This window comes from Ruegeria sp. YTSC003 (assembly GCF_059609785.1).
Genome location: NZ_JBXWMK010000003.1, coordinates 167,845 through 181,056, shown reverse-complemented (window position 1 = coordinate 181,056; position 13,212 = coordinate 167,845). Strand labels below are relative to the sequence as shown.

Genomic DNA, 13,212 nt, shown 5'->3' with positions numbered 1-13,212 from the left:
CGCAACGCCTCCTGCCAAATCACAATAAGGTGCCGCTGCCAATGATTCCACGCTATTCCCGCCCCGATATGGTCGCCATCTGGTCGCCCGAATCCAAGTTCCGCATCTGGTACGAGATCGAGGCACATGCCTGCGACGCCATGGCTGATCTGGGCGTGATCCCGCGCGAAAATGCTGAGGCCGTCTGGAAAGCCAAAGACGTGGAATTCGACGTGGCACGCATCGACGAAATCGAAGCGGTTACCAAGCACGACGTCATCGCCTTCCTGACCCATTTGTCCGAACATGTCGGCAGTGAAGAGGCGCGTTTTGTCCATCAGGGCATGACCAGCTCTGACGTTTTGGACACTTGTTTCAACGTGCAACTGACGCGCGCCGCCGACCTGCTGATCGCAGATCTCGAAGGTCTACTGGCTGCAATGAAACGCCGCGCAATCGAACACAAAGACACGGTCCGCATCGGCCGCAGCCACGGTATCCACGCAGAGCCAACCACCATGGGCCTGACTTTCGCGCGTTTTTACGCCGAGATGGACCGCAACCTGTCCCGCATGCGCGACGCCCGCGCTGAAATCGCCACTGGCGCGATCAGCGGCGCGGTTGGCACCTTCGCCAATGTTGACCCGCGTGTGGAAGAGCATGTCTGCGACCAGCTGGGTCTGGTGCCCGAGCCGATTAGCACTCAGGTCATCCCGCGCGACCGTCATGCTGCGTTCTTTGCGACGCTGGGGGTTATTGCCAGCAGCATCGAGAACGTCGCCATCGAAATCCGCCACATGCAGCGCACCGAGGTGCTGGAGGGGGCCGAGTTCTTCTCGATGGGTCAGAAAGGCTCCTCAGCTATGCCACACAAGAAAAACCCGGTGCTGACCGAAAACCTGACTGGTCTGGCGCGCATGGTGCGCGCGGCAGTGATCCCTGCGATGGAAAACGTGGCGCTCTGGCATGAACGTGACATCTCGCATTCCTCGGTCGAACGCATGATCGGCCCGGATGCCACAATCACGCTGGATTTTGCACTGGCGCGACTGACAGGCGTGATCGACAAGATGTTGATCTTCCCCGAGAACATGATCGAAAACATGAACAAGTTCCCCGGTCTTGTGATGAGCCAGAGGGTTCTGCTGGCGCTGACACAAGCAGGTGTCAGCCGCGAAGATGCCTATGCCATGGTTCAGCGCAACGCGCTGAAAGTCTGGGAACACCGCACCGATTTCAAAGAAGAACTGCTGGCAGACGCGGACGTCACCGCCGCGCTGAGTCCGGAAGAAATCGAAGAGAAATTCGATCTCGGCTATCATACCAAACACGTTGATACGATCTTCGCCCGCGTGTTCGGCGAATAACCCAATCTGATCAGTTGGTTCGCAGGGCCCGGATCGCAGGACGCGTTCCGGGCCTTGGTGTTTTGCCAGACGGGTCAAAACAAGCTATGATGTGGGTGTAAATCCGGACAGGAGAAACACGATGATCCGCACTTTGATTTGCGCTGTGGCCCTTAGTTGTTCAGCCTCCGTTGCCTTGGCTTGTAGTGGCCATTCCAAGCAAACCCAGTCCTGCGCACCAGGTTCGGTTTGGGATGCTGAAACTCAAACCTGCGCCAAAATTACGAACAGCTGAGAAAATTTTTTCCCATTTGTGAATAAACGCGAGCCTTCGGTTGTTAGCTTTTGAGAAGAACGCACTATGCTTTCTGTAAGTAGCCCAGACAACGGAGTAGGAATATGCGCCTAGTACTCGCTTCAGCCATCGCCCTTCAGGCCTTTGCATTCGCGCCGGTCGCGCTTGCCGCTGGCGGTGACAGCAGCCCGCCAAAACCGACCAACACGACCAAGAAGTGTTTCTTCGGTCGCGTCTATGACAAAGACGCCGGACGGTGCGTGAAGCCGGACAAGACCAACTTTACCGAAGAAGAGCTGTATGACGCCGTGCGCGAACTGGCCTATGACGGACAGTTCGAAAATGCACAAGACATCCTGCGCATCATGGATCAGGATGATGATCGCGTGTTGACCTACTGGGGTTTCACCTACCGCAAAATGGGTGAGCTTGATCTGGCGAATGCCTTCTATTCGAACGCCATTGAGGCGAATCCCGACAACATACTGGCGCGCAGCTATATGGGTCAGGGCTTTGTCACCGAAGGCAAAACCGATCTTGCCATCGCACAGTGGCGCGAGATCAAGGCGCGCGGCGGTGAAGGCACCTGGGCCGAGGCATCCTTGCGCGAGGCGATCCGCACCGGGCTGACTTACAACTACTAAACTTCAGCCTTTCTTTACCCGACTCTCCGTAATCTGCCTGTGGAACAGAAACTTGGCACCACAGGCAGATGCAGGACACAAACTCTTTGGTTCAACTGGCACCGGGAACATCAACACCCGCAGCCGACGCCCAGAACGACGCGCCCCGCGTCGTCCCCAAGGCGTTGAGCAACCGACAAAAAGCCGCCGTCGTGGTGCGTCTTTTGTTGAATGAGGGCGCAGATATCCCCCTGGAAGAGCTTCCCGACGATTTGCAGGAAAAGCTGACGCACCAGCTGGGTCAGATGGGCCTTGTGGATCGCATCACGCTGGCATCCGTCGCACAAGAGTTTGCCGAAGATCTGGACAGTGTCGGCCTGTCCTTTCCGCATGGGCTGGCCGGTGCTCTGGATGCGGTCAGCGACAAGATTACGCCGGCAACAGCGGCCAGGTTGCGGAAGGAAGCCGGGGTGCGCCAGATCGGCGATCCGTGGCAACGGCTGCGCGAAATCCCGACAGTAGATTTGGCCACCATCGCTCTGGCCGAAAGCACTGAAATTGCAGCGGTCATGTTGTCCAAGCTGGAAACTGCGAATGCCGCGCAACTTCTGGGTCACCTGCCCGGCCCGGTCGCGCGGCGCATCACCTATGCCGTGTCCAAAACGGCCAACATCACACCCGAGGCGGTTGAACGGATTGGCTGGTCGCTGGCGGCGCAACTTGATCGACGCCCGGCCACGGCCTTTTCGGATGGCCCCGGAGCGCGGGTCGGTGCGATTCTGAACCAATCAGCCGCAGCGACGCGCGACGGGCTTTTGACGGCCCTGGACGAGGAAGACACCGACTTTGCAGCTTTGGTGCGCCAATCGATATTCACCTTCGCCCATATCCCGGCCCGCATCCTGCCCCGGGACGTGCCTGCGATTCTGCGTGGCGTGGAACAGGCAGACCTTGTTACCGCCCTGGCCGGAGCCCAGGGCGAAGATGACAAATCAGCGGTCGAGTTTCTGCTGTCCAACATGTCCACGCGTATGGCGGATAACCTGCGCGAAGAAATCACCGAACGCGGCAAGGTGAAACTGTCCGAAGCCGAAGACGCGATGACCCTAGTCGTTGTTGCAATTCGAACACTGGTGGATGAAGGCGCACTAGCGTTGATCGAAGAGGATAGCGAAGAGTGACCGGCAAGTCCGATCCGGCAAGTCAAAGCATGGCTTTGGTTTGCAACGCTTGTGGTTGCGGTTTCCGCCTTGTATGTCTTGCCCGGCAAATCGCAACAGCCGGTGAGACCTATTCATGCCCGTCGAAAAGTCGGAACTAAGCCGCACAGAGCTTAGAAAATACTACATCACTGGATTGTTCATGAAGGGCGTCATCGGGACCTTGCGGTTGCTGCCCTATGAAGCTCGCCTGGCCACCATGGGCGTAATCGCACGTGGACTTTCACCGTTGATCGGCTTTACCAAACGCGTGCGCAGCAACTTGAAATTGACCCGCCCTGACCTGTCAGAGGCCGAGGTCAACAGAATTTGCAGTGCCGTTCCGGACAATGCCGGTCGCGCGATTATGGAGCATTTTTCGCCCGAAGGGTTCACCGAACGCCAGCGCACGGCAAAGGTAAGCGGTTCGGGTGTTGCCGCATTTGACACTGCCGTCGCCGAAGGGCGACCGATCATGATGATCACCGCGCATTTTGGTCACTATCTTGCAGCACGCATCGCCCTGCAGGAACGCAGCGGTCAACCGATTGGGTGCCTCTATCGCCGCATGGCGAACCCTTATTTCAACGACATGTATGTCGAGGCGTTCCATAAGACCGGCTCGCCGATGTTCGAACAGGGCCGCCGCGGAATGGTCGAGATGGTGCGTTCGCTCAAGAAAAATGAGATCATCGCGATCGTATCCGATCTGCACGCACATGGCGGTGAAGAGTTGACATTCTTTGGTAAGCCCGCCGTGACCTCAGTCCTGAATGCAGAACTGGCAATGAAATACAACGCCGTCCTGATCCCGTGTTACGCGGTGCGGCAACCAAACGGCGTGGATTTCGAAATCGTGCTGCACGAACCGGTGCCGCACACAGACCCCAGAACCATGACCCAGTTCACCAATGACGATCTTGAGGCTATGGTAAGACAGCATATGGGTCAGTGGTTCTGGATCCACCGGCGCTGGAAAGCCTGGAACGGTTTGGGCGTTCAGCCCGAGGATATGCCCTGATTACTTGACCCGCGCTGCTGCCACAATCGGGCCGTGCCCTGCCCTTTGCACCAGCACAACTGCCGGAAAATCTGTGTCGACGGTTACCGAAAACGCCTGAGGCGCGACACCGTCCCATTGACCTGCCATATGCCAGGCCTCGACAACATTGGCATAGTCCAGATCGTGGCCAGCCAGCTCTCCGCGTCGGATCGAGGCATGGCGCATAGGTGAATACTGAATGACCCGGATGTCATAGGTTTCTCCGGCCGGCAGTTCGACCGGCGTCACATCCACCGATACGTCTTCGCCCGAGCGCACGGCCGTCACGGATGCTTGCGGGGCGGCCTTGAGATGCGCATTGATCAGGCGATCCAGTTCCCGGGATTGCACCCCGACCACATCCTGCTGGCCATTCACCACCATCTGAGGCGTATAGATCATCGACCGCCCACCTTCTCGCGCATAAGTGCGCTGGCGCAGAGTGTGATCCGGGTCTGCATATTCATCCTTCCAGCCGATGTAGTCCCAGTAATCCACATGTAGTGCCAGGCCGATCACATCGTCGCGTTTGGCCAAATCATGCATGATCCGGTCGGCAGGCGGACAGGACGAACAGCCCTGAGATGTGAACAACTCAACCACAACCGGGTCGCCCTCGGCCAGGGCTGCTGTGGAGAGAAACAAGGAAACTAGCGCTGTTGCGCGGATGGATCTGAACATTACGGGTCTCGGGCCTTTGGCTGGATGTACCGACCGGTTTAAACGCAAGCCCGTTCAACCTCCAATCAACGTTTCTTGAGACATGCGACCATCGTTACCCTTAAATTTTGTGTGCAATGGTATACATAACTCAACAAGCTCATCACCTTGGTCCTTGAACCAAAGGCTTTGGTGATGCAGATAACTATTAGCGAATCCCGGGATCTAAGTCATTTCAGAGGGAGGCCACAGATGCCCATCAAAGTCGGACAAGATACCGCCAAAACACGCCGCAACCTTAGCGTGAATGGCAAATCCATTTCATATTACTCGATCCCTGCCGCGCAAGAGGCTGGTCTGGGTGATTTTTCCAAGCTTCCCGCCGCGCTGAAAGTGGTTCTGGAAAACATGCTGCGGTTCGAGGACGATGGCTTTTCCGTCGCGGTCGACGATATCAAAGCCTTTGGCGAATGGGCACGTAATGGCGGCAAGAACCCGCGCGAGATTGCGTATCGCCCTGCCCGCGTGTTGATGCAGGACTTTACCGGCGTTCCGGCTGTTGTTGATCTGGCCGCGATGCGCGATGGCATCAAAGGGCTGGGCGGCGATGCGCAGAAGATCAATCCACTGAACCCTGTTGATCTGGTCATCGACCACTCGGTCATGATTGATGAATTCGGCAACCCGCGCGCGTTCCAGATGAATGTGGACCGTGAATATGAGCGCAACATGGAGCGTTACCAGTTCCTTAAATGGGGGCAATCGGCATTTAACAACTTCCGCGTTGTTCCCCCCGGAACCGGTATCTGCCATCAGGTGAACCTTGAATATCTGGCCCAGACCGTCTGGACCGACACCGACCAGAACGGCGACGAAGTCGCCTACCCCGACACGCTAGTTGGTACCGACAGCCACACCACGATGGTCAACGGCATGGCCGTTCTGGGCTGGGGTGTCGGCGGGATTGAGGCCGAGGCCGCGATGCTGGGCCAGCCGATCTCGATGCTGATCCCTGAAGTTGTAGGTTTTGAGCTGACCGGCGCGATGCTCGAAGGCACCACTGGCACTGACCTTGTTCTGAAAGTCGTCGAGATGCTGCGCGCGAAGGGCGTGGTGGGCAAATTCGTCGAGTTCTACGGGAGCGGTCTGGATCGTCTGCCGCTGGCTGACCGCGCAACGATTGCCAACATGGCCCCCGAGTATGGCGCGACCTGCGGTTTCTTCCCAATTGACGGCGAGACCCTGCGCTATATGCGTAACACCGGCCGGGATGAGAATCGTCTGGCACTTGTCGAAGCTTATGCCAAGGAAAACGGCCTTTGGCGTGATGAGAACTACGCGCCCATCTACACCGACACTCTGACGCTGGACATGGGCACGATCGTTCCCGCAATCTCGGGGCCAAAACGTCCACAGGACTATGTTGCGCTGACCGACGCCAAAGCTGCCTTTACCAAGGAAATGGCCGAAACCTTCAAGCGCCCGATGGGCAAGCAGGTCGTGGTCAAGGGCGAAAACTACGGCATGGAATCGGGCAAGGTTGTGATCGCCTCGATCACCTCCTGTACCAACACTTCGAACCCTTATGTGATGATCGGTGCCGGTCTGGTCGCAAAAAAGGCACATGAACTGGGCTTGAACCGTCAACCGTGGGTCAAAACATCGCTGGCCCCCGGTTCGCAGGTTGTGTCTGAATACCTTGAGGCAGCAGGCCTGCAGCAGCATCTGGATGCCATCGGGTTCAACCTGGTTGGTTATGGCTGCACCACCTGCATCGGCAACTCTGGCCCGATCCAGCGGGAAATCAGTGAAGCAATTGCCGAGGGCGATTTGGTCGCCACATCCGTTCTGTCTGGCAACCGCAACTTTGAAGGCCGGATTTCGCCGGACGTGAGGGCCAACTATCTGGCCTCGCCGCCACTGGTCGTGGTCTACGCACTGGCTGGCACCATGGATATCGACCTGACATCCGAGCCGATCGGCCAGGACAAGGACGGCAATGACGTCTTCATGAAGGACATCTGGCCAACCCAAAGCGAAATTGCCGAGCTGGTGCAAGAAACTGTCACCCGCGAAGCGTTCCAGTCGAAATATGCGGACGTCTTCAAAGGCGATGAGAAATGGCAGAGCGTCGAGGTTCCGCAACAGGAAACCTATGACTGGCCGCCGACTTCGACCTATATCCAGAACCCTCCCTATTTTCAGGGGATGGGTGCCGAGCCGGGCACGATCACAAATATCGAAGGGGCCAAGGTATTGGCGGTTCTTGGGGACATGGTCACGACCGACCACATCTCACCCGCAGGGTCTTTTGCAAGCACCTCGCCTGCCGGTCAGTACCTGATCGAACGTCAGGTCCAACCGCGTGAGTTCAACTCCTACGGTTCCCGCCGCGGCAACCATGAGGTCATGATGCGTGGTACCTTCGCCAACATCCGCATTAAGAATGAAATGCTGGACGGCGTCGAAGGTGGCTATACCAAAGGTCCTGACGGCGAGCAGGCTTCGATCTACGACGCTTCGATGGCCTACCAGGAACTAGGCCTTCCGCTGGTCGTCTTTGGTGGCGAGCAATACGGCGCCGGTTCATCCCGGGACTGGGCTGCCAAAGGCACGGCCCTGCTGGGCGTCAAAGCCGTGATCGCCGAAAGCTTTGAGCGTATCCACCGGTCCAACCTGGTTGGTATGGGCGTAATCCCGTTCGAGTTCACCGGCGGCGACACCCGCAAGACATTGGGCCTGACAGGCGATGAAACCGTATCAATCCACGGCTTGGATTCGGTCGAGCCGCTGCAAGAGGTGCCCTGCACCATCATTTTCGGCGACGGAACCGAGAAAACAATCACGCTGAAATGCCGGATCGATACCGCGCCCGAGATCGAATACATCGAAAACGGCGGCGTGCTGCAATATGTGCTGCGGAACCTTGCCAAGGAAGCTTAAAGCAACAAAGCCCCGGCCAATGCGCCGGGGCTTTTTCTTGAGTGCCAGCGCCACCAGCACCAATAAGAAATAGAGCGCGTGCCGCAGGCACGCTCCGGATGGCAACGGATCAGATCACTGGCTGGCTTTTTCCAATGCCGGGCGGATCCTGCTTTCGATGACGCGCTGCGTGATCGGACCGGCAAAGCGCAGAATGATCGTGCCCTCTCCGTCGATTACATAAGTTTCCGGAACACCGTAGAGACCCCAGTCCAGCGCCATGCGTCCTTGCTCATCCCGTCCGATGGCTTCGTAAGGGTCGCCCAGTTCGGTCAGAAAACCTTCGGCATTGGCCAACTGATCCTTGTAGTTGACGCCATAGACCGGGATGCCCTCTTCGGACAGCGCCTCAAGGTTGGGGTGCTCAGCCCGGCAGGGCGCACACCAGCTGGCCCAATAGTTGACCAGCTTGACCTCACCATCACGCAGGGTGTCATCGTCGAACAACGTTTTGCCCGGAAACTCTGTCAGAACGACAGGTGGCGCGGGCTGCCCTTCGCGTGCAGATGGCAAAGCATCAGGGTCGTCGCGGAACATTCCAATGCCTGCCAGAACGGCAAAAGCGCCGAAGATCAACGGCGGCGCAATCATCAGGGGTGAGATTTTAGCCATTGCGCGACATCCTGTGTTCGACCTTTTCCATTTCCGCCCGGACTTTGCGCCCGCGCATTACGCTGAGAACGACCAGTGCAATCAGCAACCCCAGCGAGGCAGCATAGGACCACAGGACCGCGTCGGCATATTTTCCAAGATCAGGGATCATCCGTTTAGCCTTTCTCGCGCCAGCAGAGCCTTGATCCGCCGCGCCCGGATTTCTGTTCCTGTGCGATACAGAACCAACGCGATGAACAGCAGCACAAATCCGATGATGCACAGCAGCAGCGGGTAGAAATAGATGTTGCTGACCTTTTCCTCGGTATCCGAGCCCGTGACGGCTGCAGCGCGCATCACAGAGGCTCCTTGGTGCAGGCCTTGGTTCCAGAAGTTCACCGCATAGCGGCTGAGCAAGGCAAAAACCGACCCCACCAGACACAGGACCGAGGTCAGATCGGCGGCTGTGTCGGCATCTTCGATCGCTTCCCATAGCGCAACGTAGCCCAAATAGAACAGGAACAGGATCAGGAACGCGGTCAGGCGAGGATCCCAGGCCCACCACGTGCCCCACATCGGTTGCCCCCAGATCGCGCCGGTTGCCAAGGCGACCATTGTCATCACGATACCGACCGGCGCAGCCGCCCGGGCTGCCAGCGCGCTGACATGGTGACGCCGTACAAGCCAGATCAGCGAGGTCGCCAGCATCATCAGCCAACAATTAATCGCCATCAGCGCCGCAGGCACATGCAGATAGATGATCTTGACCGTCGAGCCCTGTTTGTAGTCATCCGGTGTGAAGAAAAAACCCCAAACCAGCCCAACGAACAGACACACAAAAGAAGTCATCCAGAAGAACGGCAGGATCCGCTCGCTGGTCGCGAGGAATTTGCGCGGGTTGGCGTATTCCCAGAGGGTATTGGCTTTGGCTGCGATAGACATGGGCTCTATTTAGTCCGACTCGTGTTTGTTCTCAATTGACATCAGTCAAACTGCGACAGCGTCACCGAAGGTTGATCCGCAATACTGCTGCGCTGGCAAAAGGCAACAGCGCAATCGTGGCGGCGGTGATCCCCGCCAGCATCAAAAGCGGCGTCTGAGTTTCCATCCCCGTGGCACCACGGCGCGCGACCTCGGCCCCGAAGATCAGTGTGGGAACATAAAGCGGCAGAACAAGCAATGACAACAATAGACCACCACGCTTTAGGCCGACTGTCAGAGCTGCGCCAAAAGTCCCGATTACACTCATGGCCGGGGTGCCGACCAAAAGTGAGATCACCAACCAGAAAAATCCCGGCACCGGCAGGTTCAACAGCACACCCAGAAACGGCGCGGCCAGAACCAGGGGCAAACCCGTCGTTAACCAGTGGGCCAGCGCCTTGATCGTCACAACCGCCTCAAGCGGCAAGGGCGCCGTTGCTAGGAGGTCAAGCGATCCGTCTTCCCAATCCAGCGCAAGCAGACGATCAAGCGACAACAGGCAAGCCAACAGCGCGCCCAGCCAAAGCACACCCGGGGCAATGGTCGACAGCAGCGAAGATTGCGGGCCGACTGAGAACGGCACCAGAACGGTCACAATCAGAAAGAATGCAAGGCCAAGGCCAAAACCCCCGCCCGCGCGGAACGCCAGTTTCAGGTCGCGCAGCAGCAGGGCGATCACAGGAAGCCTCCGTCAAAGTCGTCGATGGGTTTTGGTTTGGCTTTGTTGGGACCCACATCCAGAACCGCACCGTCCAGACCAAGGTCGATATGGGTGGCGATCAGGGCGGAACCGCCCTGCCCCAGATGGGCACGAACGGTATCGGCGAACATCTGGACGGCGCTTTTGTCCAGTGACACCGTCGGTTCGTCCAGCATCCAGATCGGCCGCCCGGTGACCAGCATCCGGGCCAGTCCAAGGCGACGTTTCTGCCCGGCGGACAGGTTTCCCGCATGGCGGTCCGACAGCTCGTTCAAAGCAAAGGCATCCAATGCCGGTTGGATGTCATCTGTCCCAAAGACCGAGGCCCAGAAGGTCAGGTTTTCCACAACCGTCAACGTTGGCTTCAACCCGTCGGAATGCGAGGCGTAGGCAATTTGATCCTCGGCCCCGACAATGGTTCCGCTCAACGCCGGCTGCAACCCCGCAAGTGTACGCAACAAAGTTGTTTTGCCGATCCCGTTTGGCCCACGCAGGATCAGTGCTTGCCCGGATTGAAGCGAGAAGTTGAGCCCCTCGAGCACGGGGATACCCCCGCGGGTGATGGCAAGATCGGTTACGGTCAGTGTCATACGTTCCCGCTTATCTTATTGCGCATAGGGGCAAAAGGCGGGATTTGCCGCAGGGCAATGCCCGAGCCGCTGTCGGATAAGCATGAAAATGAGGGGGCAGCCCTTCGCGCTCCTGGGATATTTTTGGCCAGATGAAACGGATCCCGTCAGGTGGGAAGCAAAGCCAGCGCGATGCGACGGCCTTCGGAGAGCAGTACATTATAAGTCCGGCAGGCTGCAGGTGAGTTCATGATCTCAACGCCCATGCCGGCCTGCTCGAGCGCCGCTCGAAGGTCAGAGGGGATGTGGGCCAGATCAGCGCCCGTTCCGATCAACAGGACATCCACATGCCCAGCCAATGCAAGCAAAGAGGATTGATCGTCGTATCCGCCCCAACCAGTGGTGCCCGATGGACCGGTTAGAACCGCCCCTTGGTGAACCTGGCCACCAATACGGAAAAAGCCGGGCCCGTAGCCATCAACCGGTGTTGCGTTGTTATATGTGATCTCATTCAACCGCATGGATATCTTCTATGCCCCAAAGCGGCAGGCCCGACAAGGCAGCAAGGGCGATGACCACATAAGCCGCGGCACGGTAGAGCTTTGCCCTTTCCGGATTGAATAGCCATCCGCCCAGCCAATTGCCCAGAAGGTTCGGGGCGGACAGAGCCAAACCCAAAACGACACTGTCGAGGGTCACACGCCCCATGCCGGACAGGAAGCCAAAGATGAGAAAATCGAATCCAAAAAGGAACAGCAGGATTGTGGCCCGGATAACCTCTACAGGAAGTGGGCGAGACATGTAGAACAAGATCACCGCCGGTCCAGGCAACCCAGCGACGCCACCGAGAAAGCCCGCAGCGCCACCGATTGCGGTCACCATCGCGCGCCGCACGCGGCCTTGATAGCGTAATCCGAGGATCAGGATTGCAAGCATGAATAAGGCCAGAAAGCTGACCGCGTATCGAAAAACCTCAGGTTCGACCTGCGTAAGGACCCACAGGCCAACGGGCAGGACCAGGGCGCAGCCCAGCAGTAACCGTGCCAGGTCGCCGCGGTCCACGACGCGCCACGTCCGTCGCAGGTTGGGGAGTGGCCCGAAGATATCCATGATCGTCAGTCCGATCAGCGCCCCAAACGGGCCGAGGAACGGTGTGGCCAGAGGTAAAAAAATCAGCGCGGTGCCAAAGCCGGAAAACCCGCGAACGATGCCACCCAGTGTCGCTGCAAAAAGTATAACGGCCAGCCCCGTGGGGGACTGGCCGAGAAGATCAGGCATCCACATTTGCGAACTGGTTGCCCGCGTTGTTGGACGGCTTCGACCAGTCGCGCTTGACGCCCAGCCACAGCAGGATGGTCGAGGCCACAAAGACCGAGGAATACGTCCCTACGATCACGCCCCAGATCATCGCGAAAACAAAGCCGCGGATCACGTCCCCGCCCAGCACATAAAGCGAGATCAGCGCTAACAGGGTGGTAACCGAGGTCATCACCGTCCGGCTGAGCGTTTCGTTGATCGAGATGTTCAGAACCTCTTTCAGGTCCTTTTTCTTGTATTTCCGCAGGTTCTCGCGAACACGGTCAAAGACGACCACGGTGTCGTTCAGCGAATACCCCACGATGGTCAGCAATGCCGCGATGATGGCCAGATCGAACCGGATTTGCAGTTCCGAGAAGATGCCGATGGTGAGGATTACGTCGTGAACCAATGCGGCCACCGCGCCCAAGGCGAACTGCCATTCGAAACGCAGCCAGATATATACCAGCACCGCCCCGATCGCCAACACCACCGCGATAACCGCAGTTTGGATCAGCTCACCGGAGACTTTGGGGCCGACGGATTCAACGCTTTCAAATGGTAATTTGAGGCCTGGATCAGCAGCGGCAAGCACCTCGCCGACCTGAGTGATCACGTCCGATGTAACTGCCTCGGCGTCTTCTTGCGCTTGGATACGGATCATCGCGACATTCTCATCCGGTCCAAAGTTTGGATCGAAGATCTCTGTGATTGTCACATCCCCCAATTCCAACGGGGCAAGGGCGTCACGATAAACTCCAACATCAATCTCTTGGGTGCTTTGCGTCCGGATCGTCGTGCCACCGCGGAAGTCGATGCCGAAGTTCAGCCCCTGAAGCATGAAGGACGTGAACGCCACGATCATCATCAAGGCCGAGATACCCAGCCAGATTTTCCAGCGGCTGAAGAAATCGAACGAGGTATTCTGGGGTACGAGTTTCAGTCTCAT

Annotated in this window: 14 protein-coding genes; 5 read left to right on the top strand and 9 right to left on the bottom strand. The window is 57.8% G+C overall.

The annotated features are described in order from the left end of the window. Window positions 1–41 precede the first annotated feature (41 nt). The 4 genes from purB to AC2FFH_RS07860 all read left to right on the top strand — a co-directional run bounded on the left by purB (window position 42) and on the right by AC2FFH_RS07860 (window position 4,463). Window positions 42–1,346, top strand: a complete 1,305-nt coding sequence (purB, locus tag AC2FFH_RS07875) for an adenylosuccinate lyase (protein ID WP_496766953.1) — start codon at window positions 42–44, stop codon at window positions 1,344–1,346. Window positions 1,347–1,724: 378 nt separating this feature from the next. Continuing rightward, entirely contained in the window at window positions 1,725–2,264 is a 540-nt protein-coding gene (locus AC2FFH_RS07870) for a tetratricopeptide repeat protein (RefSeq protein ID WP_108860321.1), read from the top strand. A 68-nt stretch (window positions 2,265–2,332) separates the two neighbouring features. Then, complete coding sequence (locus AC2FFH_RS07865) at window positions 2,333–3,424, top strand: flagellar motor switch protein FliG (protein ID WP_496844156.1); 1,092 nt, start codon at window positions 2,333–2,335, stop codon at window positions 3,422–3,424. Window positions 3,425–3,539: 115 nt separating this feature from the next. Next, complete coding sequence (locus AC2FFH_RS07860; protein ID WP_496766951.1) at window positions 3,540–4,463, top strand: lysophospholipid acyltransferase family protein; 924 nt, start codon at window positions 3,540–3,542, stop codon at window positions 4,461–4,463. On the opposite strand, the gene AC2FFH_RS07855 is transcribed toward AC2FFH_RS07860, so the two are convergent. Continuing rightward, a complete protein-coding gene (locus AC2FFH_RS07855; RefSeq protein ID WP_496766950.1) occupies window positions 4,464–5,165 on the bottom strand; it encodes a DUF1223 domain-containing protein in 702 nt (233 codons plus the stop codon). A 231-nt stretch (window positions 5,166–5,396) separates the two neighbouring features. Here AC2FFH_RS07855 and acnA point away from each other — a divergent pair, with 231 nt between their 5' ends. Beyond that, window positions 5,397–8,087 (top strand): aconitate hydratase AcnA, encoded by a 2,691-nt coding sequence (gene acnA / locus AC2FFH_RS07850; RefSeq protein WP_496777699.1) that lies wholly within the window; start codon window positions 5,397–5,399, stop codon window positions 8,085–8,087. Window positions 8,088–8,201: 114 nt separating this feature from the next. On the opposite strand, the gene AC2FFH_RS07845 is transcribed toward acnA, so the two are convergent. From AC2FFH_RS07845 to secF, 8 genes are all read right to left on the bottom strand, one after another. After that, window positions 8,202–8,738 (bottom strand): DsbE family thiol:disulfide interchange protein, encoded by a 537-nt coding sequence (locus AC2FFH_RS07845; protein ID WP_496723493.1) that lies wholly within the window; start codon window positions 8,736–8,738, stop codon window positions 8,202–8,204. After that, a complete protein-coding gene (gene ccmD / locus AC2FFH_RS07840) occupies window positions 8,731–8,889 on the bottom strand; it encodes a heme exporter protein CcmD (protein ID WP_496723495.1) in 159 nt (52 codons plus the stop codon). Before ccmD ends, AC2FFH_RS07845 begins: the two co-directional genes overlap by 8 nt. After that, entirely contained in the window at window positions 8,886–9,659 is a 774-nt protein-coding gene (locus AC2FFH_RS07835; RefSeq protein WP_496766948.1) for a heme ABC transporter permease, read from the bottom strand. Before AC2FFH_RS07835 ends, ccmD begins: the two co-directional genes overlap by 4 nt. A 61-nt stretch (window positions 9,660–9,720) precedes the next feature. Further along, window positions 9,721–10,377 carry a heme exporter protein CcmB gene (gene ccmB, locus AC2FFH_RS07830; protein ID WP_496723499.1) on the bottom strand — a complete coding sequence of 219 codons (657 nt, stop codon included), beginning with the start codon at window positions 10,375–10,377 and terminating at the stop codon, window positions 9,721–9,723. Next, window positions 10,374–10,988, bottom strand: coding sequence for a heme ABC exporter ATP-binding protein CcmA (gene ccmA / locus AC2FFH_RS07825; RefSeq protein WP_282169318.1), 615 nt, complete (start codon window positions 10,986–10,988; stop codon window positions 10,374–10,376). Before ccmA ends, ccmB begins: the two co-directional genes overlap by 4 nt. Before the next feature lie 146 nt (window positions 10,989–11,134). Beyond that, a complete protein-coding gene (locus AC2FFH_RS07820; protein ID WP_496723503.1) occupies window positions 11,135–11,488 on the bottom strand; it encodes an Mth938-like domain-containing protein in 354 nt (117 codons plus the stop codon). Next, window positions 11,475–12,245 carry a sulfite exporter TauE/SafE family protein gene (locus AC2FFH_RS07815; protein WP_496766947.1) on the bottom strand — a complete coding sequence of 257 codons (771 nt, stop codon included), beginning with the start codon at window positions 12,243–12,245 and terminating at the stop codon, window positions 11,475–11,477. The genes AC2FFH_RS07820 and AC2FFH_RS07815 overlap by 14 nt, the downstream gene beginning before the upstream one ends. Then, window positions 12,238–13,212 carry a protein translocase subunit SecF gene (secF, locus tag AC2FFH_RS07810; protein WP_058277475.1) on the bottom strand — a complete coding sequence of 325 codons (975 nt, stop codon included), beginning with the start codon at window positions 13,210–13,212 and terminating at the stop codon, window positions 12,238–12,240. Before secF ends, AC2FFH_RS07815 begins: the two co-directional genes overlap by 8 nt.

Bases quoted from the DNA above. Each gene is read 5' to 3' on its own strand.
- purB (WP_496766953.1), top strand. From the start codon at position 42: ATGATTCCACGCTATTCCCGCCCCGATATGGTCGCCATCTGGTCGCCC.
- AC2FFH_RS07870 (WP_108860321.1), top strand. From the start codon at position 1,725: ATGCGCCTAGTACTCGCTTCAGCCATCGCCCTTCAGGCCTTTGCATTC.
- AC2FFH_RS07865 (WP_496844156.1), top strand. From the start codon at position 2,333: ATGCAGGACACAAACTCTTTGGTTCAACTGGCACCGGGAACATCAACA.
- AC2FFH_RS07860 (WP_496766951.1), top strand. From the start codon at position 3,540: ATGCCCGTCGAAAAGTCGGAACTAAGCCGCACAGAGCTTAGAAAATAC.
- AC2FFH_RS07855 (WP_496766950.1), bottom strand. From the start codon at position 5,165: ATGTTCAGATCCATCCGCGCAACAGCGCTAGTTTCCTTGTTTCTCTCC.
- acnA (WP_496777699.1), top strand. From the start codon at position 5,397: ATGCCCATCAAAGTCGGACAAGATACCGCCAAAACACGCCGCAACCTT.
- AC2FFH_RS07845 (WP_496723493.1), bottom strand. From the start codon at position 8,738: ATGGCTAAAATCTCACCCCTGATGATTGCGCCGCCGTTGATCTTCGGC.
- ccmD (WP_496723495.1), bottom strand. From the start codon at position 8,889: ATGATCCCTGATCTTGGAAAATATGCCGACGCGGTCCTGTGGTCCTAT.
- AC2FFH_RS07835 (WP_496766948.1), bottom strand. From the start codon at position 9,659: ATGTCTATCGCAGCCAAAGCCAATACCCTCTGGGAATACGCCAACCCG.
- ccmA (WP_282169318.1), bottom strand. From the start codon at position 10,988: ATGACACTGACCGTAACCGATCTTGCCATCACCCGCGGGGGTATCCCC.
- AC2FFH_RS07820 (WP_496723503.1), bottom strand. From the start codon at position 11,488: ATGCGGTTGAATGAGATCACATATAACAACGCAACACCGGTTGATGGC.
- AC2FFH_RS07815 (WP_496766947.1), bottom strand. From the start codon at position 12,245: ATGCCTGATCTTCTCGGCCAGTCCCCCACGGGGCTGGCCGTTATACTT.
- secF (WP_058277475.1), bottom strand. From the start codon at position 13,212: ATGAGACTGAAACTCGTACCCCAGAATACCTCGTTCGATTTCTTCAGC.